This is a genomic window from Actinoallomurus sp. NPDC052274, assembly GCF_040679475.1.
Taxonomy (GTDB): Bacteria; Actinomycetota; Actinomycetes; order Streptosporangiales; family Streptosporangiaceae; genus Actinoallomurus; species Actinoallomurus liliacearum.
On the sequence record NZ_JBFAUT010000022.1, the window covers coordinates 1 to 20291 of the forward strand.

Here is a 20291-nt window from a genome sequence, read left to right on the forward strand (position 1 = left end):
CGGGCAGCGCGTGCCACTCGCCGTCGACGCACGCCACGGTGACCCTTCCCTCTCCCCGCCTCGGCCGCGGCACGGCCGCGTACCACGCCACCGAGCGCGTCGGGAACCGCGCGGGGTGGCTGCGGGAGATCCTCGCCCGCACGCCGCTGTCCACCTGGACCGAGCGGTTCGGCCTGCCCCCGTCGCGCGTCGCCGCGCTGCCGATCGTCGCGCCGCCGATGACCGCCGGCGCGCGGTCCGCGCCGGACGAGCACGGCAGGCGGGACGTCCACCTCGGTTGGGCGCGCGCGGCGGCGCGACAGCGGGACGCCGCCTGGGCCCGTGCGCTGCTCGCGGGCGACGTCGTACTCGGCGACCTTCCGGCGCTCACCGGCCTGCTGGACGTCCTGCCCCACGCGGAGCGCGAGGATCACGCGGCCACGGCGGCGCGCCGGATCGAGGGCCGGGCCGACCGGCTCACCGTGCTCGAACGGGTCCCCGGGCCCTGGACCGGACCGCTGGCCGACGTGATGACCACCGCCCTGGGCGATGCCCTGGCGGATTTCGCCGCCGGGCGGCTTCCGGCCGACCTGTGCCGCCTCGCCGGCGAGCGGCTCGCCCCGGCCACCGCGCCGCGCATCGGCGAACTCGCCCGCCGGCATCCCGGTCATCGGCCGCTGTCCGAGCTCGCCGACGTCCTGCGCTTCCGGCACGACATGCTCGAAGAACTCCGGTGACCCCGGCCGCGAAGCGAACGAGGATTCGATGACCACCGGCGACGGAACACCCCCGACGAAGGAGCCGCACCGATGACCGAGCGGAGCGAGGGAATCAATCGACACAGCACCTCGGTCATGGGGGCCGACGAAGGAGGTTCCGTGACCGAGGCCGTGCTGCGCCCGCACGCCGAACGCCAGTTCGCCGATGAGCTGGCCCTCCTCGCCGAACGAGACGACCGGCCGCGCCCGCCCGGCTGGCGGCTGTCCCCGCAGGCCGTCACGGTCTACCTCCTGGGCGGAACGCTGCCCGACGGCGCGGTCGTCACGCCGAAGTACGTCGGGCCGCGCCGCCTGATCGAGGTGGCCGTCGCCACGCTCGCCACGGACCGGGCGCTGCTCCTGCTCGGCGTGCCCGGCACCGCCAAGACCTGGGTGTCGGAGCACCTGGCGGCCGCGGTCAGCGGCGACTCGACGCTGCTCGTCCAGGGCACGGCCGGCACGGCGGAGGAGGCGATCCGGTACGGCTGGAACTACGCGCGGCTCCTCGCCGAGGGGCCCTCGGAGGACGCCCTGGTGCCCAGCCCGGTGATGCGGGCGATGCGGTCCGGGGCCGTCGCGCGGATCGAGGAGCTCACCCGGATGCCGTCCGACGTGCAGGACTCCCTCATCACGATCCTGTCGGAGAAGGCCCTGCCCGTCCCGGAGCTGGGCACCGAGGTGCAGGCGCGCAAGGGCTTCACGGTCATCGCGACCGCCAACGACCGGGACCGCGGGGTGAACGACCTGTCCAGCGCGTTGCGCCGCCGGTTCAACACCGTCGTGCTGCCGCTGCCCGCGACGACCGAGGAGGAGGTCGACATCGTCGCCCGCCGGGTCGCCCAGATCGGCACGTCGCTGGAGCTGCCGGAGACCGCCGCCGCGCTGGAGGAGATCCGACGGGTCGTCACCGTCTTCCGGGAGCTGCGCTCCGGCCGCACCGCCGACGGCCGTACCCGCCTGAAGTCGCCCAGCGGCACGCTCAGCACCGCGGAGGCGATCTCGGTGATCACCAACGGCCGGGTCCTCGCGACCCACTTCGGCGACGGGGTGCTGCGGGCCGCCGACGTGGCGGGCGGCATCGTCGGCTCGGTCGTGCAGGACCCGGTGTCGGACCGGGTGGTCTGGCAGGAGTACCTCGAGACGGTCGTGCGCGAACGTCCCGAGTGGAGCGACTTCTACCGCGCCTGCCGTGAGGTCTCCTGACCGTGACCGCCCCTGCCCACGAGCGCGTCCGGATCTTCGGGATCCGGCATCACGGCCCGGGGTCGGCGCGGGCGCTCGGCCGCGCGCTGGACGAGTTGCGGCCCGACGTCGTCCTGGTCGAGGGGCCGCCCGAGGCCGACGCCATCGTCGGTCTCGCCGCCGAGCCCGGCATGGTGCCTCCGGTGGCGCTGCTCGCCCACGCGGTGGACGGCGGGGATGGACGGCGGGCGGCGTTCTGGCCGTTCGCGGAGTTCAGCCCCGAGTGGCAGGCGATCCGGCACGCTCTCCAGGCGGGGGTGCCGGTGCGCTTCTGCGACCTGCCCGCCGCGCACCAGCTCGCCGACGAGGCGGCCGTCGATCCCGCGGGTGCCGAGGACCTCGCGGGGCCCGGCGAGCGGCCGGCCGCGCCGACCGGTCCCCGGCCCGCCGCGGCCGAGACGGTCCCCGAGCCGGATGGGCCGACCGGTCCCCGGCACACCATGCCCGAACCGGACGCGCCGACCGGATCCCGGCCCGCCGCGCCCGGGACGGTCCCGGCGGCGGACGAGCGACCACCCGGTCCCGGCGGCGCGCCGGGGACGGACGGGCGGCCGCCCGGCGCCGGGCCGGAGCCGGGCGCGGCGGCCGTACGGCTCGATCCGCTGGCCCGGCTGGCCGAGGCCGCCGGCTATGACGACCCCGAACGCTGGTGGGACGACGTGGTCGAGCACCGCGATGGCGGCCCCGCGCCGTTCGCGGCCGTCGCCGAGGCGATGGCCGCGCTCCGGGAGCACGCGCCCGCCCTGCCGGAGGACCACCTGCGGCGGGACGAGCGCCGCGAGGCGTACATGCGCAGGACGGTACGCCGCGCGCTCAAGGACGGCTTCGAGCGGATCGCCGTCGTCTGCGGGGCCTGGCACGTACCCGCGATCGCCGCCGGGCTCGGCCCGTCGCGCTCGGCCGACGCGCCCACCGCGGCGGGTGACGACCGCACGCTGCGCGGGCTGCCGACGACGAGAGTCGCGATGACCTGGGTGCCCTGGTCGTACGGCCGCCTGGCGATCCGGTCCGGCTACGGCGCGGGCGTCACGTCCCCGGGCTGGTACCACCACCTGTTCACCGCGCCCGACCGCCCGATCGAGCGCTGGCTCACCGCGGCGGCGGCGGTACTGCGGGCGGAGGACCTGCCCGTGTCGTCCGCGCACGTCATCGAGGCCGTACGGCTCGCGAACGCGCTCGCCGCCCTGCGTGACCGGCCGCTGGCGGGGCTGGCCGAGGTCACCGAGGCGACGCTCGCCGTCCTGTGCGAGGGCGCCGAACTCCCCCTGGAGCTCATCCAGCGCCGCATGGTCGTCGGCGAGCGTCTCGGCGCCGTACCGGACGGCGCGCCGATGGTGCCGCTGCAGCGGGACCTGCGGGACGAACAACGGCGGCTGCGCCTCCAGCCGTCGGCGTCCGCCAGGGAGCTCGACCTGGACCTGCGCCGGCCCGTCGACCTCGATCGCAGCCGGTTGCTGCACCGGCTCCGGCTGCTGGGCGTCCCTTGGGGCGAGCCCGGCGCGTCCGGGCGTGGCAAGGGGACGTTCCGGGAGAACTGGACGCTGGCCTGGCGACCGGAGTTCGACGTCCGGCTCGTCGAGGGCGGCGCGTGGGGCCTGACCGTACGCGACGCGGCGTCCGCGCGGGCGCGGGCGCTGGCCGCCGAGGCCACCGGCCTCGCGGACCTCACCGCGCTGGCCGAGCGGTGCCTGCCCGCCGACCTCGGCGACGCGCTGCCGGCCGTGATGGCCGCGCTCGCCGACCGGGCGGCGGCCGACACCGACGTCGCCCACCTGATGGCGGCGCTGCCCGCGCTGGTCCGTACGCTGCGCTACGGGGACGTCCGGGGCACCGCGGCCGAACCGCTCCGCACCGTCGTCGACGGCCTCGTCGTGCGCGTCTGCGTCGGGCTGCCCGCCGAGGTCACCGGACTCGACGACGACGCGGCCCGCACGCTGCTCGACCGGGTCGACGACGTTCACGGCGCGCTGTCCCTTCTCGGCGCCGGCGAGTACACCGCGCGCTGGCACGGGACCCTGCGGGCCCTCCTCGACCGCCCCGGGCTGCACGGCCTGATCGAGGGACGGCTCACCCGCCTGCTGCTGGACGCGGAGCTGCTCGACGGCGCGGACGGGCCCGCGGGCGGGATCGGCGACCGGATGGCGCGGGCCGTCTCGGTGGGCGCCTCTCCGGCCCGCGCGGCCGCCTGGGTCGAGGGGTTCCTGTCCGGCGGCGGGCTGATCCTCGTCCACGACGACCGGCTGCTGCGGCTGGTGGACGACTGGATCGCCGGGCTGCCGCCGGATTCCTTCACCGGCGTGCTGCCGCTGCTCCGCCGGACGTTCGGGACCTTCGAGGCGCCGGAGCGCCGTGCCATCGGCGAACGGGTGGCCCGGATCGGAACCGCGTCCGGCCTGGGTGCCGCCGACGACGAGGCCCTCGATCTCGGCCGCGCCGCCCCGGCCGTGCGCACCGTCCTCGACATCCTCGGCCCGCCGCAGGCGGGTTCCGGCCCGAGAGGTCGCGCTGGGACGACCGGCCGGGGAAAGCCGCGGCCGGACGATGGGAGGGAGCGGACGTGACCGCCGGTGCGGAGGCGAACGAGGAGCGGCTGCGACGCTGGCGGATGGTGCTCGGCGGCGAGGCGGCCGCCTCCACCGGCGCGGCCCTGACCGGCGACGACGCCAAGATGGACACCGCGCTCGAAGCGGTGTACGGCACGGGCGGGCGGGGTGCCGGGCGGCGCGGCCGCGGCGCCGGGCTCGGCGCGTCCGCGCCGCAGGTCGCCCGCTGGCTCGGCGACATCCGGGCCTTCTTTCCGTCCACCGTCGTCCAGATCATGCAAAAGGACGCGATCGAACGCCTCGACCTGACCCGCCTGCTCCTCGAACCCGAGATGCTGGAGGCGGTCGAGCCCGACGTCCACCTGGTCGGGACCCTGCTGTCACTGAACCAGGTGCTGCCCGAGCGGGCCAGGGAGTCCGCCCGGGCCGTCGTCCGCGCCGTGGCCGGCCGGCTGGAGGAGCGTCTCGCGCGGCGCATGAGGTCGGCGGTCGACGGCGCCCTCGACCGGTCCGCGCGGCGGCACCGTCCCCGGCGCGTCTCCGAGGTCGACTGGCACCGCACCATCCGGACGAACCTCCGCCACTACGTTCCGGCCCGCCGGACCGTCGTCCCGCACCACCTCGTCGGTTACGCCCGCCGGCGCCGGACCGTCGAACGCGACATCGTCCTGTGCGTCGACCAGAGCGGTTCCATGGCGGCGTCGGTCGTCCATGCCGGCGTGCTGGGCTCGGTCCTGGCCTCGATGCCGACGCTGCGCACCTCGCTGGTCGCGTTCGACACGTCGGTCGTGGACCTCACCGACCGGCTGCGGGACCCGGTCGAGCTGCTGTTCGGCACGCAGCTCGGCGGCGGTACCGACATCAACCGGGCTTTGGCCTACTGCGAACGCCTCATCACCCGTCCACGCGAGACCGTCCTCGTCCTGATCAGCGACCTGTACGAGGGCGGGTCCCGCGCCGAGATGCTCAAGCGGGTCGCGGCCATGACCGCCGCGGGCACGCGGATCGTCGCGCTGACGGCCCTGTCCGACGAGGGCGCGCCCGCCTTCGACCACGCGAACGCCGCCGCGCTGACGTCTCTGGGCGTGCCCGCCTTCGCCTGCACGCCCGACGCGTTCCCCGACCTGATGGCCGCCGCCATCGAGGGCCGCGACCTGACGGAATGGTCCGAACGAGCGGCTCCGGCCCGGTAGGACGGCCTGGCAGGGACGCCCGGTAGAACGACCGCCGGGCAGGGACGCCCGGTAGAACGACGGCCTGGCAGGACGGCCCGCCGCCACGGCGGCGGGCCGCTCGAACCGCCGGCCGGCCGGTGCCTGGATAGGCTGGGCCACGTGATCCCCTGTTCGCGGAGCCGCCCGTGACGGACGGCAACGCCGCGACGGTCCGGGCGCTGACCTGGATCTCGGCGCCTCCCCTGGTTCCGGAGATCTCCCTGCACCTGGCCGAGGAGCCGTTCGCGGCCTGGGAGGCGACGCAGCGCGGCCGGGCGGCCTCGGACGTCCCGCCGCCGTTCTGGGCCTTCGCCTGGGCGGGTGGCCAGGCCCTCGCCCGGCACGTCCTCGACCAGCCGCAGGCGGTGGCCGGACGGCGCGTCCTGGACCTGGCCAGTGGCTCCGGCCTCGTGGCGATCAGCGCGGCGCTGGCGGGCGCCCGGTCGGTGACCGCCTGCGACATCGACCCTCTCGCCGCGACCGCCATCGGCCTCAACGCCGCCCTCAACGGCGTGCACGTCGACGTCCTCGCCGACGACGTCCTCGAACGCGGCGTCGACGGAGTGGATGTGATCCTCGCCGGAGACGTCTGCTACGACGCGGATCTCGCCGAGGCCATGATGACCTTTCTGCGCGCGCAGCGCCGACGTGGTCTGGACGTGCTGCTCGGGGACCCCCTCCGGCCCTATCTGCCGGACGGCCTGACCGCCGTCGCCCGATACGAGGTCGCGGGCACCGCCAACCTGGAGGAACGGGCCGTCACGGCGGCGGCGGTCTTCGCCCTCCCCCGCTGAGCCGGAGGGGCAGGCCGCGTCACTGAACAAGGTCTTCGACGGCGGTGTCTCCCACGTGCGCGGCGACGCCGCCGCCGCGTCCTTCTCGTGGACGATGAAGGTGAACCGCGACGCGCGCGCCGGCGCGACCCGATGCCGGGCGTTCGCGTCGCTCCCGCCGGGGCCGTGGTCGAAATGACCAGCGGTTGCGGCGGGACGCTGCCGCGTCACTTCGCCGTCGACCTCGACCGCCCACGACCCCGTGCCGTCCCGAGCCCGGGTCGGCAGGCGGCCGCGAGGTCCACCGGATCACCGCGTCAGCCCGGGTCCAGCCGGGATCCGCGGCCAGGAGGAGGACGTGGTCGCCGGGGCTGCGGTGTTCGCCATCCCGCGTTGAGCGCGCGGATCAGGTCGCGTCGTGGAAGACCAGGCTCAGAGCGCGGCGGTGGCCCGACCGCACGGTGCTGACACCGTGGCGTACGGCGCCCGCCGACCAGCCCCTCTTGGTGCGGACCGGCCGGTCGCGGGTGGTGAACACGAGGCCGTGGCCCTGCCGGAGCACGGTGGTGGTGCCCCGCGACTGGGCCCGGGGCCGCTGCTCCACCAGCAGGAACTCGCCGCCGGTGTAGTCGGTGCCGTGCTCGTCGAGGCCGATGACCACCTGGAGCGGGAAGACCATGTCGCCGAACACGTCGCGATGCAGGGCGTTCCAGTCGCCCTCCCGGTAGCGCAGCAGGATCTGGGCCGACCGGTCCTGGCCGGCGGCGTGGCACATCGCGAGCCACTCGTCCAGGTCGTCGGGCCACGGCGCGGGCCTGCCGAGCCGCGCCGCCCAGTCGCGGGCGATCGGCAGCAGACGCGGGTAGAAGGCGCGGCGCAGCTCGGCGACCGGCTCGGGCGGCTCGTGCGTGAAGTACCGGTACTCACCGGAACCGAACCGGTGCCGGGCCATGTCGACCGTCGTGCGGAACAGCTCGGCCCGCTCGTACAGCCCGGCGATGGCGCGGCACTCCTCTGGGGTCAGCAGCCGAGGCGTCAGCGCGCAGCCGTACTCGTCCAGCTCTCCGGCGAGGGCCGTCCAGTCGGCGGCGTCGACGTGCCGCCTCACCTCCGGGGCGGTGATCTGCGAGGTCATGCCTCCACTCTGCGACGGACGACGCCCGCCGGACTCGCGGAAATCCGACGTCACGTTCGGGAGGCGGCCCTGTGAGCGGCTGCCCACCGCACCGCCATCCGCGGCTCCGCAGCGCCGATGGCCACGGCGCGTCGTCCACCTTCCGGATGAGTCAGCCGAAGGCGTTGAACGTCGCTTCGGGTCGGTCACGTTGGGAGTACAGCTTCCAGGCCGTGTCGGCGATCTCATCGGGATCCAGCGATCTGATCCCGACGTCGCCGGACCGGTCCCGCTGGGACTCGACCATCTTGTGGATGTCACCGCGCTCGATGAGCCCGCCGATGATCACGCTTCCGGCGTAGACGCCCTTCTCGACCAGCGCCGTGTTCAGCGTCAGGGCGTAGTTGCGCAGCGCGGCCGAGGACAGCGCGAGGGCGCCGAGAGCGGGCATGGGCGTGAGGGCGCTGAGGCCACCCGCGAAGAGCAGACCGCCGTCGCCGCGCTCGATCATTCCGGGTAGCACCTTGCCGACCACGTCGACGGCCGAATACACCGACGCCATCGCCTCCCGGACGCTCACCGCGTCCATCCCGACGATCGGCTCCGGAGGCGTCCGCAGGTCCGCCGCCCCAGGCCCGTAGTAGAGCACGTCGATGCGGGAGAACCGCTCGGTGACCGCGTCCAGGGCGGACAGGATCTGGTCGCGGTCGCGTACGTCGGCGACGAAGGACTCGGCCTCGATGCCCGCCTCGGCCAGAGCGGACACGTATCCCGCATGCCGGCGGTCGCTGCGGGATATGAGCGCCACCGCATGGCCCTCACGGCCGAAGCGATGCGCGATGGACATGCCGAGCCCGGGGCCGACGCCCACGACCACGGTGGTCTTGCGTGCGGACATGAGAGCGCCCTTCCAGTGAAGTTGAGGGTTTCCTCAAGTTAAGCGCTACGCTGGCACGAATATGAGGCGACCCTCGACTTCATAGGATGGAAGGCATGGCAACCGGAGCCAAGCCGATGCGCGCCGACGCCGCGCGCAACCGAGACAAGCTTCTCGCGGCCGCTGTTCAGATGTTCGCCGAGCGTGGCCTGGACGCACCGCTGGAGGAGATCGCCCGCCGGGCCGGGGTCAGCATCGGCACCCTCTACAACCACTTCCCGACCCGTGAGGCGTTCTTCGACGTGATCTTCCCCGAGCGGCTGGGCGCGCTGGACCGGATCGCCGCCACCGCGCTGGCGGCCGATGACTCATGGGCCGGATTCGTCGGCTTCATCGAAGGGCTGTTCACGTTGCAGGCGGCGGACCGCGGAATGAACGACGCGCTCGCCCAGCGCTTCCCCATGAGCTCTGCGGTGAAGGCGGCCTGTCGCCGCGGATTCGAACAGGCGGAGAGGGTCATCGAACGGGCCAAGGACGACGGAGTGCTGCGGGCCGATTTCGAGTCGCAGGACCTTGTCACGCTGGTCTGGGCGATGTCGCAGGTGATCCGGGAATCGATGGACGTGGCACCGCTCGCCTGGAAACGGCACCTGGCGTTCTTCCTCGACGGACTACGCGCCGACGCCGGCACGGTGCCGGCCCCGGCGTGGGAGTGACTCGCGGACGCCGCCGTCCGCCGCGCGGCTAACCGGTCCACCGGAGCACGGCGGCGGCCCAGGTGTAGCCGGTGCCCGCGGCGAGGAGGAGGACGTGGTCGCCGGGCACGAGACGGCCCGCCCGGGCGGCCCGGTCCAGCGCGAGGAGCGGGTCGACGCCGCTCATGTGGCCGGTGTCGTCGAGGTACTCCGCGCGCTCCGGCGGCAGGCCGAGCTCCTTGAGCAGGGCGTCGTGCAGGGAGCGCTTGACGTGCAGCGCGCAGAGGAAGTCGGCGCGGTCCACGCCCGAGCGCGTCAGCGCGCCGGTCGCCGCCACGACGAAGTTCGGCAGGCTGACCGGGTCGAGGCGCTCCTTCAGCGACCGGGGATCGGGCACGTCGAGGAGGTGCCGCCGCCCGCGTACGGTCTCGGCGTCGGCCGGCGCGACGCTGCCGCCCGCCGGGACCATGACGTCGCCGGAGAAGGACCCGTCGGTGAGCATGTGGCAGCCGAGGACCTCCGCGCCCTCGTCCCGGGTGAACAGCGCGGCGACCGCGCCGTCGCCGAAGTCGTACGCGAAGCGGGCGCGCGGGTTGGTGTAGTCGATAAGGGACGACTCGCGGGAGGCGCCGACCGCGAGGACGGTGGTGAGCTCCGCCTCGGCGCGCAGGAGGTTCCGGCAGACGCGCACGGCGACGGGCGCTCCGCAGGAGACGTACGCCATCTCGAACACGGCCGCGCGGCGCAGCCCGAGCAGGTGCGCGATGCGCGGCGCGGCGTGCCAGACCGCGTAGTCCTTCCACGTCGAGCCGAAGTAGACCAGGGCGTCGACGTCGTCCGGGCGGAGGCCGCGCTCGGCCATGAGGCGGCGGGCGGCCGTCGCCGCCATGTCGCTGACGTGCTCGTCCGGTGCGGCGACGTGCTTGCCGCGCAGGCCGAACCGGTCGACGAGCACGTGCTCGGGGATGCCGCTGAGTCCCGCGATCTCCGCGGCCGGCATCCAGCGGGACGGCAGGTACGACGCCGTGGCGGCCAGCCCGATCATCCGGCGAACTCCGCGCGCAGTTCGTTCTTGAGCGTCTTGCCGACCGCCGATCGCGGCAGCGCGGGCACCATGCGCACGTGCTTGGGCACCTTGAACGCCGCGAGGCGCTCCCGGCAGTGCGCGAGCAGCCCATCGACCGGGACGTCGCCGACGACGAAGGCGCACCCGACCTCACCCCAGCGCCCGTCGGGCACGCCGACGACCGCGACCTCGACGACGCCGGGGAACCCCGCGAGCACCGACTCGACCTCGGCCGGGTAGACGTTCTCGCCGCCGGAGACGTACATGTCCTTCACCCGGTCGCAGATGCGGTAGAAGCCCTCCGCGTCACGCTCGGCGATGTCGCCGGTGCGCAGCCAGCCGTCCGGGACGGCCTCCCGGGTCGCGGCGGGGTTCCGCCAGTAGCCGGCGAAGACGTTCGGGCCGCGGACGACCAGCTCGCCGCGGCCCGGCCCGGTCAGGGGGCCGTCCGGGCCGAGGAGCGCCACGTCGACGTGCGGGTACGGTCTGCCCGCCCAGCCGACCCGGCCCGCGACCTCCTCCGGGGGCAGGCACAGGACGTTCGGGGCCGCCTCCGTGAGGCCGTACCCCTGGGTGATCCGCACTCCCCGCTCCAGCCAGGTGCGCAGCAGCGGCTCCGGCATGGGAGCGCCGCCGACGACCACGCACCGCAGCGACGACAGGTCCGCGGTGGCGAAGTCCGGCTGCGCGGCCATGAACTGGTACGTCGCCGGGACGCCCATCATCGTGGTCACCCGGCGCTCCGCGACGAGCCGCAACGCACGGCCCGGGTCGAAGGCCGGCTCGAGCACGACCGTGGCGCCCTTCCACCAGGCGAGCAGCGGCTGGACGTTCCAGCCGCCGACGTGGAACTGCGGGAGCACCTGCAGGACGACGTCGTCCTCCCGCAGCTCGCAGCCTCGGTCGAGGGACAGGTTCGTCCAGAAGCAGTTCGCGTGGCTGAGCAGCGCGCCCTTGGGTCGGCCGGTGGTGCCGGAGGTGTAGACGATCAGCAGCCCGGCGTCCGGGCCGACCCCCTCCTCCTGGACGGGACCGGGCGCGGCCGCCACCGCGTCGAGGCCCTCGCGGGTCAGCTCGAGCACCGGTCCGGCGAAGGGCGGGAGGGTACGGCCGGGGGCGGCGAGCAGTATCGCCGGTTCGGCGTCGCAGACCTGGTAGGCCAGCTCCGGCACGGTCAGCCGCACGTTGAGCGGCACGAGGACCAGCCCGGCCTTGGCGCAGGCGAAGAAGAGTTCGGCGTGCTCCGGCCGGTTGTCCGTGAGCGTCGCGACCCGGTCCCCCCGCCGGAGACCGCGCGCGACCAGCCCGGCCGCCAGCCGCTCCGAGCGGTCGTCGAGCTCGGCGTAGGTGACCTCCTCGTCGCCGAACACGATCGCGGTCCGGCGCGGCGTCGTACGCGCCCGGTCGCGGATCCAGCGTCCGAGGTTCACGAGGCGCCGAGCCCGCGCCGGACGAAGGCGTACATCTCCTCGAAGACGTGCTCCGGCACCTCGCCGGCCTCGGCGTCGTCCCGCCACAGGATCCAGCGCATGCCGATCATCTCGCCGACGCCCATCAGCGCCCAGGCGACGACCTCCGGGTCGGCGGGCGCGATCTCCCCGGCGTCCATCGCGCCGCGCAGCCCGGCGACGTACCCGTCGGCGATCGCCTGGTAGTGCCGGCGGAGCGCGTCGGGCGCGGCGAACTCCGCCTGCCGGATGATCCGATACAGCGCCGGGTGCTCGGCGGTGAACCGGAAGAAGCCCCGGAACCCGAGCCGTTCGGCCTCCGTGCGGGTACGGCCCTGCCGGGCGCCCTCGGACATCGCGCGGCGCACCCGCCGGTTCAGGTCGGCGACGAGCTCGTCGAAGATCTGCCGTTTGCCCTCGAAGTAGAGGTAGAACGTGCCCTGCGCGACCTCGGCCGCCTCGGTGATCTTCACGATCGACGCGTCGTGGTAACCGAGAGCGCCGAAGACCTGCTCGGCGGCGTCCAGCAGGCTGCGCCTGGTGCGCTCCCCCTTCGCCGACAGCGGCCGCCCGCGCGTGCTGGTGGGCGGCGGCTCCTCCTCGATGCGCCAGGCCATCGCCTCAGCCCGCCAGGTGCGCGTGGAACATCGCGGCGAACTCGTCCGGCCGCTGGGCGTACGGGAAGTGCCCGGTGCCGGCCATCACCCTCTCCTGGTAGGCGCCGTAGCGGTCGAGGACCTGCCGGGTCTGGGCCTCCATGGGCTGGGCGGGGAAGGCGTCCTCGCCCGGCCAGCCGGGGACGTACCCGAGCGCGCCCAGGTGGCCGAGGTCGCACATCGAGGTGTCGGAGACGACCGCGTCCTGGTCGCCGTGCACCCACAGCACCGGGGCCCGGCAGCCCGACTCGGGGAAGCCGCTCCAGTCGAAGTACTTCGGCGACATCGTGTTGAGCACGCCGCGGGCACCGGGCGCGGTGCCGGGCCAGTGCGGCGAGGTCGTCGCGTCTCCGGGATAGTGGTCGTCGCCGACCCGGGTGCGCAGGATGCCCTCGAGCAGCTCCTCCTCGGCGCGCACGGCCTCGGCGCCCGGGAAGTACAGCGTCCGGACGACGTTGCGCGGCGACACCGGATGCGCGTCGGTCCGGTCCCCCTCCCGCATGAGCTTGACCAGGTCCGGGTTGGCGGTGCCGCCGCCCGATCCTGCGAAGTCCGGCGTGCACGGCGTGCCGTCGAGGCGGGTGCCGCCGAAGCCGTACGGGCTGACGGGCGCGACCAGGGTGATGGTCCGCGCGCGCTCGGGGTGCCGGGCGGCCAGGTCCATGACGACGCCGCCGCCCATGGAGTGCCCGACGAGGTGGGCCGAGTCCAGGCCGAGCTCGTCGAGCAGCGCGACGAGGTCGTCGCGGAAGTCGCCGACCCCGCGCGTCGCGTCGATCGGCGCCGGGTCGCTGCGGCCGAAGCCGCGCAGGTCCGGGGCGATGCCGCGGTAGCCGGGCGGTAGCAGGCGGAGCTGCTCGTCCCAGGCGGAGCCGTCGGACAGGTTGCCGTGCACGAACAGCACCGGCTCGCCCTCGCCGGCCTCCCGCGTGTACAAGGTCATGTCTACTCCCGACCGGCTCTTGACGGGGTACGCCGGCACCGCCAAATTAACAGGTGAATCACCTCTCATAAAAGGGGCGGCGGATGCGCAGAATCCTGCTCACTCTGATCCTCCTGTTGATGTTCGCGTCGCCTCTCCCGGCGTACGCGACGTCCTCGGTCACGCTCGAGGCGACCTACACCAGCGGCCTGGAGAACGGCTGGGCCAAGGTCGAGCGGTATCGCGACACATCATCCGGGTTCGCCGCCGAGGCGTACCCGCCGGGCGGCGTGGGCGACCAGACCGGGCAGACGCAGCGACTGTTCGGCGGCGTGGCCGAGCCGCACTCGTCGCGCTTCCTGCTGTACCAGGCGCCGGGCGCGCTGACCGGCTCGAAGCCGGTACCGGTGCTGCTCGTGCACGGCGCGAACCAGACGGCCGACCAGGCGTGGGCCAACCCGAACGTCCTCGGCGCCAACGGCTGCGGCAGCACGAGCTGCCCCTCCACCGGCCTCATGCAGTACCTCGACGGGCGCGGCTACAAGGTCTTCGCGATCGGCTTCCCGCACAAGACCGGCGACGGGTACTACTGGAGCGAGCAGATCGGCGACGCCGTCAAGCTCATCAAGGCCGAGACCGGCGCGTCCCAGGTCGACGTCGTCGGCTGGTCGAAGGGCGCGTTCAACGCCCGCATGTACGTCTCGTCGCTGCGCAAGTCGTGGGGCACCGCGTACGCCGGCGACGTGCGCAGGCTCATCCTGGTCGGCGGCCCGAACAAGGGCTTCGACTGGGGCTTCCGGCACGGCTGGAGCCACGACTTCGCGATCTACCCGCAGTGCGGCGGCTCCCTCGACGCCCCCGCGCCGCACACCGCGATGGTCTGCTACGGCCTCTGGTACGACGAGACACAGCTCAGCTACGAGGGCACGGCGTTCCCCGGCGCGCGGCAGATGCTGTACCGCTGGGACGACGTCTACCCGCTGCCGACCACCGAGCAGGACTGGTACACCACCTACTACGGCGGCCAGGGCTATTACACGAGCGGCCGCGGCATCCAGTACAGCATCGACCAGGGCTCGCTGGTCCAGCCGCTGATCGACGCCGGCGTCCCGGCCGGCGTCCCCGTGTACGAGCTGTGCGGGAACTCCCCGACCATGCCGCTGCTGCACAATGAGCACACCGGCCCGTCCGACGGCGCGGTGTTCGTCGCCAGCTGCACCAACACCGCCGGGATCGCGAACCGCGCGGCCTCGGCGACCCTGCCCCTCAACCACCTGCAGCTCGGCTGGAGCTCGGGCGCGGAGGCCCAGATGGCCTCCTGGCTGGGCTGAACGCGCGAGACGGAAGGACGGCGATGACGACGGGCACGGCGACGGCGGCGGGCGTACGGATCGCGTACGAGGAGGTGGGCGACGGTCCGCCGCTGCTGCTGATCCACGGTCTCGGCTACCCCCGCTGGGGCTGGGCGCCCGTCGTCGAGCCGCTCGCCAAGACCCACCGGGTCATCACCTTCGACAACCGCGGGATCGGCGACAGCGACGCGCCGCCGGGCCCGTACGACACCGCGACGATGGCCGCGGACGCGGTCGCGGTGCTGGACGCGGCCGGCGTACGGCGCGCGCACGTCATGGGCGCCAGCCTGGGCGGGATGATCGCCCAGATGGTCGCCCTGGACCACGCGGACCGGGTCGACCGGCTGATCCTGGCCTGTACGACGCCGGGCGGCGCGGAGGCGTACCCGCTGCCGGAGGCGACCCTCACCCTCATCCGCGAGGCGACCGGACTGCCACCGCAGGAGGCGACGCGCCGCCTGACCGCCAACGCGCTGGCGTCGCCGCACCCCCTGGAGGATCTCCTCGCCCGCAGGCTGGCCGACCCGCAGGATCCGAGGGCGTGGCAGGCGCAGTCGGCCGCCTCGCTCGGTCATGACGCGTTCGGGCGGTTGGCCGGCGTCACGGCGCCGACCCTGGTCCTGCACGGCACCGCCGACCGCGTCGTCGACCCCCGCAACGCGCCGCTGCTGGCCGAGCGCGTCCCCGGCGCGCGGCTGGAGTGGCTCCCCGACCAGGGGCACCTCTTCTTCTGGGAGGACCCCGAGGGCACGGTCGAACGGGTACGGCGCTTCCTGGAGTGAGGCCGGCCCCCACCCGGCCGCGCGGCGGGCGGAACCGAACAGTGCCAGGCGGCAGGCCGTCCCCCGTCCGCCGGGCGAGGCTGGGCTGGGCTGGGCCGTAAAGTTTTTCCGCCAGCGAGTCTCTCAACCGTCCCGAAGACGGTCAAAATCGGGACGGATCCGCCGGAACGCGGGGGCGGCCGACGGTGGGCGGCTCACTCCAGGCCGCGGTACTCGAACCAGTCGAAGTCGGCGACGTTCGCGCTGGGCCGTCCGGCACTGGTGGCGTACATCCCGAGGAAGGCCCCGATGAAGCCGCCGGCGACCTCGGTGCTCAGCACGGTGCCGTCCACCGGCCCGCCGAGCGGTCGCCACGACGAGCCGCGCACGGCGTACCGGAACCCATAGACCTGGTCGTGCGCCTCGACCGCCAGCCGGACCCGCCCCTCCGGCAGCGCCTCCTCCGCGAGCGTCTCGTCCGCCCCGGCGGCCCTGCGGATCAGCCGGAGCACCCGCCGGCCGTCGCGGAGGGTGGCCACGCACCGGATCTGGAAGGCGTCGTTCTGCAGGAGGACCAGACCGGCGCACTCGTTCGCGCCGCGGGGAGCGAAGTCCAGCGCGGTGTGGGCGAGGAAGTGCGCGTGACTCTGCCTGCGGGCGACCAGGCTCGGGCAGACGTGCTCGGTCACGGTCTCCGGCCGGAGCCGCAGGCGCAGGTGGCCCGGGCGTTCGGCCAGGTCCCAGAACCGCTCGCGCGGCGTGCGGAGCCGGTTCCACTGCGGGCCGAGCTCGGGATCCTCGAAGTGGTCGCAGGCGGCCTCGGCGGGCCAGCGGTGCTCGGGCAGGTCCGGAGGGGTTCCGACGGCCTCGACCCGGCCGATGCCGGGCGCGACGACCGGCCAGTCGTCCTCCCACACCACGCGCGTCAGGAAGGTCTCCCGGCCGAGGTTGCCCAGGCGGCCGCCGGACGGGCGGATGCCGAGCAGGACCGCCCACCACTCCCCCGACCCGGTCCGGACGAGGTCGGCGTGCCCGGCGGCGACGATCGGGTGGCCGGCGCCGAGATGGCGGTGGGTCAGGACCGGGTTGCGCGGATTCCCCTCGTACGGGCCGGTGACCTCGCGGGACCGCGCCACGGTGACGGCGTGGTCGCCGGCGGTGCCGCCCTCGGCCACCACCAGGTGGTAGTAGTCCCCCACCCGGTACAGGTGCGGGGCCTCCGCCCACACGGCGTCGCGCAGGGCGCCGCGCCACAGCACGTGTTCCGGTCCGGTCAGGCGCAGCGCCGCCGGGTCGAACTCTCGCAGCCAGATCTCCGTGTGTCCGTCGGCGTCCACCGGGCGGGTCGCGTGGAACCAGGCCCGCCCGTCGTCGTCGAACAGCAGGGACGGGTCGAAGCTCTCGACCTCGCCGAGCCAGTGCGGCTCGGACCAGGGCCCGGCCGGGTCGGTCGCCGTCACCACGAAGTTGCCGGACGGGCCGGGACCGTCGACCAGCGTGCAGACGACGTAGAACGTGCCGTCGGCGTGGCGGATGGTCGGCGCGTACAGGCCGCCCGAGGGGCGGACGCCGTCGAGCGGCAGCTGTTCCGGCCGGTCGAGGACGTGACCGAGCGGCCGCCAGTGCACCAGGTCCCGGCTGTGGTGGATCGGCAGCCCGGGGAACCACTCGAACGAGGAGGTGACCAGGTAGTAGTCGTCGCCGACCCGGCAGATCGACGGGTCGGGGTGGCAGCCCGGCAGGACCGGATTGCGAAAGGCACGCGCGGACGGTTCGGAGCGGTCGGAGGACGCGGAACCGTCGGAGGACGCGGAGCGGGCGCTTCCCCGGGCCGAGTTCGCCATGTCGTCGCGGGGCCGGTCAGGCGGAGGGCGGGGCGGTGGACAGGCGGACCCGCAGCTCGGTGGCGAGCTCGACGCGCGGGGTCACGAGCGACTCGCCGTCGAGGAGCTGGAACAGCGTCCGGGCGGCGACCCGCCCCATCTCCTCGAGCGGCTGGCGCACGGTGGTCAACGGCGGCGACAGCCACTGGCAGAGCGGCAGATCGTCGAAGCCGACGACGCTGAGGTCCCCCGGGATGGTGAGACCCGCCTGGCGCGCCGCCTCGTAGACCCCCATCGCCTGCTGGTCGCTGCCCGCGAAGATCGCGGTAGGATGGTCCGCCGACTCCAGCAGGTCACGCGCCGCCTGGAACCCGCCCTCGTACTGGAAGTCGCCGTACCGGATCAGAGTGCGGTCCAGCTCGATGCCCGCGCGCTCCAGGGCGGCCCGGTAGCCGTCGATCCGGGCCTGGGTGCACAGCATCTCCTGCGGGCCCCCGATCGCGGCGATCCGCCGATGACCGAGCGAGATGAGGTGCTCGGTCGCGGACAGGCCACCCGACCAGTTCGTCGCTCCGACGCTGACCAGATCGGACTCGGGCAGGTCGACCGGATCGATGACGACGAGCCCGACACCCGCCCGCTCGATCTGCGCGCGCTGCGCCGCGGTGATCCGGGAGGTGACCAGGATCACGCCGTCGCTGTGGTGCTGGACGCTGAGCGAGGCCCAGCTCGGCGGCCGGGCGTCGTCCCCGCGCACGAGCGAGACGACGGTGCCCGTGCCGCGCTCGGCGCACTCGGCCTCGACGCCCCGCAGGATCTCCACCGCCCAGGGGCTGTCGAGCCCGCTGATGACGACGTCGACCAGCCCTGACCTGCGTGCCCGTCGTACGCCGGGCGGGAGGTAGCTGTGGGCCTTGAGCAGCCGGGTGACCCGCTCCCGGGTGGCCGCGGCGACGTCGGTCCGGCCGTTGAGCACCTTGGACACCGTCGCCGTGGAGACGCCGGCCTCCACGGCGATGTCGGCCAAGGTGGGCCGGGAGCGCCGACCGGTCGTCGGCTCCGATCCCGTTTCGGCTGGACGTGCCACGCGTGCCTCCACATCGTCGATCTCGCGTTTCGAAGATTAGCGCAATCTTTCGACATCCTCCTAGGAGCAGGTCGCCCGGTCAACGACGGTCGACACCGGCGAACCGCAGGCGAATCTCTCCGGCGTGGCGCCCACGAGGATCCGCAATGACTTTCGAAAACTATCGACCGCCCCGTGACCTATGACCCCGTCCCCTTGGGAAGATAGCCGACGTGACCGGCGACGAACGGAGCCCGGTCGGCCGATGCGCCGGCGGGAAGGACCCGGCGGCCGGCAGGAGATGCTGAGATCGATGCGGCGGCCGGGTCCGGCGCCGTGTGAGGGGAAGTGCCATGCTGCTCGGTGAGGTCCGCGAAGAGATCGTCGACACCTGCCGACGCCTGTCCGGGGCCGGTCTCCTGCCGGGCACGTCCGGCAACGTCAGCGTCCGGGTGGGCGACCGCGTCGCGGTCACCCCCAGCGGCGTGGACTATGCCGAGCTGACCGCCGATCTCGTCGGGGTGCACGCGCTGGACGGAACGCCCGTCGACGCGCCGCTGCGGCCGACCTCGGAACTGCCGTTGCACCTGGCGGTGTACGCCGCGAAGGAGACGTCGGCGATCGTCCACACGCACTCGACGGCCGCCACGGTGCTGTCCACGCTCGTCGACGAGCTGCCGCCCATCCACTACATGATCGCGCAGTACGGCGGCCCGGTCCGCGTGACGCCCTACGCGACATACGGGACCCGGGAACTGGCCGACAACACCGTCCAGGGCCTGCGCGAGTCGACCGCCTGCATCCTGGGCAACCACGGCACGGTGACGATCGGCGCCGACCTGCGCGCGGCCCGGACCGGCAGCGAATACCTCGAATGGCTGAGCGAGCTCTACCTGCGCGCGGTGAGCGCCGGCACGCCGCGCCTCCTGGACGCCGAAGAGATCGCGCGGGTCGCCGAGAGGCTTTCCGGCTACGGCCAGACCCCACCGCGGTGACCGTACTCCCGTGTCACCCGGAGTGTCGGACCGGCACATTCGGGTAGCCGACCGGTCAGCGGCGGCTACCGCCGCCCTGACGGGAAGGAGTACGACGATGACCGAGTACGAGAGGTCCCGGGCCTTCGCCGCCCCCGCCGAACTGGTCTTCGACGAGGCTGCGAACCCGCAGACGATGGACGAGTGGATGCCCCAGGAGGTGCATTTGGAGGCGGCCGACCTGCCCGAGGTCACGGTCGAGCACGGCTCCGAGCGAGAGCGCGCCCTGATGCGGACCGAGCGCGATCAGCTCCGGGTGGAGTGGGGCACCCGCGACACGGATGAGTACGCCGGCTGGCTCCAGGTCACGGGCATCGAGCCGGACCGCAGCGAGGCGGTCGTCCACCTGTCGTTCTTCGACGAGGAGCACGCGCCGCCCCGCTCCCGGGTCGAGCAGGAACTGACCGAGAGCCTGGACCGCCTGACCGAGAAGGTACGGCACCGCAGCGAGCAGTCCGGCGGATAGCCGCCGCGTCCGGTGACCGGCCCACCCGCCGGTCACCGGCACAGGCTTCGGGGGTCTGTGGGGCATGGCCGATCAGCGAGGTGAACGCCCGGAACAGGCCATCGGAGTGGCAGATCCCCACCTCGGTCGCGAACCGCGGATCCACGAGATCGCTCCACACTCGCTCGGCGACCTACCGCCGGAACCTGACCAGCGCGCCCCGTGGCTCGGTGTCGATCGCCCGCTGCCACTCGACCAGCACCCGCATACCCGTCACCCTCCCATGCCGCTGCCGCCTGCCCGTGCGCGCATGCGACCGATGTGATCAAAGCAGGGCAGGGAGCCGCCCCACGCCCGGCGGTGTGAAGATCCCTGGTGATCGCTGCTGCTAGACAGCAGCGATCACCAGTGGATCCACGTCCAACCGCGCGCGAACGCGATCGGCTCCGTCGGCCTTCGCGCAGACTCGGTGGTGGCGCGCCGAAGGCTCGGTGATCCGGCTGACGAATCAGGACGGACCCCC

The 20291-nt window shown here is 73.8% G+C and carries 17 protein-coding genes and 1 pseudogene; 10 read left to right on the plus strand and 8 right to left on the minus strand.

Going from position 1 to position 20291, the window contains the following annotated elements; translation table 11 throughout:
* The 5 genes and pseudogenes from AB0K82_RS20020 to AB0K82_RS20040 form a co-directional block, all read left to right on the plus strand.
* Nucleotides 1-716: pseudogene (locus tag AB0K82_RS20020) on the plus strand (hypothetical protein); the annotation flags it as partial.
* Between the two features lie 117 nt (nt 717-833).
* Nucleotides 834-1940, plus strand: coding sequence for an AAA family ATPase (locus AB0K82_RS20025; protein WP_364399006.1), 1107 nt, complete (start codon nt 834-836; stop codon nt 1938-1940).
* Between the two features lie 2 nt (nt 1941-1942).
* Nucleotides 1943-4540: a DUF5682 family protein gene (locus AB0K82_RS20030; protein ID WP_364398820.1), complete on the plus strand. Its 2598-nt coding sequence runs from the start codon at nt 1943-1945 to the stop codon at nt 4538-4540.
* A 44-nt stretch (nt 4541-4584) separates the two neighbouring features.
* Nucleotides 4585-5715 (plus strand): VWA domain-containing protein, encoded by a 1131-nt coding sequence (locus AB0K82_RS20035; protein WP_364399008.1) that lies wholly within the window; start codon nt 4585-4587, stop codon nt 5713-5715.
* Nucleotides 5716-5882: 167 nt separating this feature from the next.
* Nucleotides 5883-6530, plus strand: a complete 648-nt coding sequence (locus AB0K82_RS20040; protein ID WP_364398822.1) for a 50S ribosomal protein L11 methyltransferase — start codon at nt 5883-5885, stop codon at nt 6528-6530.
* A 385-nt stretch (nt 6531-6915) separates the two neighbouring features.
* Here the strand turns inward: AB0K82_RS20040 and AB0K82_RS20045 are convergent, their stop codons facing one another.
* Together AB0K82_RS20045 and AB0K82_RS20050 are read right to left on the minus strand one after the other, a co-directional pair.
* Nucleotides 6916-7644, minus strand: coding sequence for a 2OG-Fe(II) oxygenase (locus AB0K82_RS20045; protein ID WP_364398824.1), 729 nt, complete (start codon nt 7642-7644; stop codon nt 6916-6918).
* A 151-nt stretch (nt 7645-7795) separates the two neighbouring features.
* On the minus strand, nt 7796-8521 hold the full coding sequence (locus AB0K82_RS20050) for an SDR family NAD(P)-dependent oxidoreductase (protein ID WP_364398825.1): 726 nt from the start codon (nt 8519-8521) through the stop codon (nt 7796-7798).
* Nucleotides 8522-8616: 95 nt separating this feature from the next.
* Here AB0K82_RS20050 and AB0K82_RS20055 point away from each other — a divergent pair, with 95 nt between their 5' ends.
* Complete coding sequence (locus tag AB0K82_RS20055; RefSeq protein WP_364398826.1) at nt 8617-9216, plus strand: helix-turn-helix domain-containing protein; 600 nt, start codon at nt 8617-8619, stop codon at nt 9214-9216.
* 28 nt (nt 9217-9244) lie between these two features.
* Here AB0K82_RS20055 and AB0K82_RS20060 read toward each other — a convergent pair whose 3' ends face one another.
* From AB0K82_RS20060 to AB0K82_RS20075, 4 genes are read right to left on the minus strand one after another with little or no spacing between them, the layout of a single operon-like run.
* Nucleotides 9245-10240: a 3-oxoacyl-ACP synthase gene (locus tag AB0K82_RS20060; RefSeq protein WP_364398828.1), complete on the minus strand. Its 996-nt coding sequence runs from the start codon at nt 10238-10240 to the stop codon at nt 9245-9247.
* Entirely contained in the window at nt 10237-11691 is a 1455-nt protein-coding gene (locus tag AB0K82_RS20065) for a long-chain fatty acid--CoA ligase (RefSeq protein WP_364398830.1), read from the minus strand. Before AB0K82_RS20065 ends, AB0K82_RS20060 begins: the two co-directional genes overlap by 4 nt.
* A complete protein-coding gene (locus tag AB0K82_RS20070; protein ID WP_364398831.1) occupies nt 11688-12326 on the minus strand; it encodes a TetR/AcrR family transcriptional regulator in 639 nt (212 codons plus the stop codon). Before AB0K82_RS20070 ends, AB0K82_RS20065 begins: the two co-directional genes overlap by 4 nt.
* Nucleotides 12327-12330: 4 nt before the next feature.
* Nucleotides 12331-13308: an alpha/beta hydrolase gene (locus AB0K82_RS20075; RefSeq protein ID WP_364398833.1), complete on the minus strand. Its 978-nt coding sequence runs from the start codon at nt 13306-13308 to the stop codon at nt 12331-12333.
* Between the two features lie 83 nt (nt 13309-13391).
* Here AB0K82_RS20075 and AB0K82_RS20080 point away from each other — a divergent pair, with 83 nt between their 5' ends.
* Nucleotides 13392-14618 carry a hypothetical protein gene (locus AB0K82_RS20080; RefSeq protein ID WP_364398835.1) on the plus strand — a complete coding sequence of 409 codons (1227 nt, stop codon included), beginning with the start codon at nt 13392-13394 and terminating at the stop codon, nt 14616-14618.
* Between the two features lie 23 nt (nt 14619-14641).
* A complete protein-coding gene (locus tag AB0K82_RS20085; protein ID WP_364398836.1) occupies nt 14642-15421 on the plus strand; it encodes an alpha/beta fold hydrolase in 780 nt (259 codons plus the stop codon).
* Between the two features lie 194 nt (nt 15422-15615).
* Here the strand turns inward: AB0K82_RS20085 and AB0K82_RS20090 are convergent, their stop codons facing one another.
* Together AB0K82_RS20090 and AB0K82_RS20095 are read right to left on the minus strand one after the other, a co-directional pair.
* Entirely contained in the window at nt 15616-17244 is a 1629-nt protein-coding gene (locus AB0K82_RS20090) for a glycoside hydrolase family 43 protein (protein WP_364398838.1), read from the minus strand.
* 16 nt (nt 17245-17260) lie between these two features.
* Nucleotides 17261-18310 (minus strand): LacI family DNA-binding transcriptional regulator, encoded by a 1050-nt coding sequence (locus AB0K82_RS20095; RefSeq protein WP_364398840.1) that lies wholly within the window; start codon nt 18308-18310, stop codon nt 17261-17263.
* 332 nt (nt 18311-18642) lie between these two features.
* On the opposite strand from AB0K82_RS20095, the gene AB0K82_RS20100 reads away from it, so the two are divergent.
* Both AB0K82_RS20100 and AB0K82_RS20105 read left to right on the plus strand, forming a co-directional pair.
* Nucleotides 18643-19284: a class II aldolase/adducin family protein gene (locus AB0K82_RS20100; RefSeq protein ID WP_364398842.1), complete on the plus strand. Its 642-nt coding sequence runs from the start codon at nt 18643-18645 to the stop codon at nt 19282-19284.
* A gap of 97 nt (nt 19285-19381) precedes the next feature.
* On the plus strand, nt 19382-19789 hold the full coding sequence (locus AB0K82_RS20105; RefSeq protein WP_364398844.1) for an SRPBCC family protein: 408 nt from the start codon (nt 19382-19384) through the stop codon (nt 19787-19789).
* Nucleotides 19790-20291: the final 502 nt, after the last annotated feature.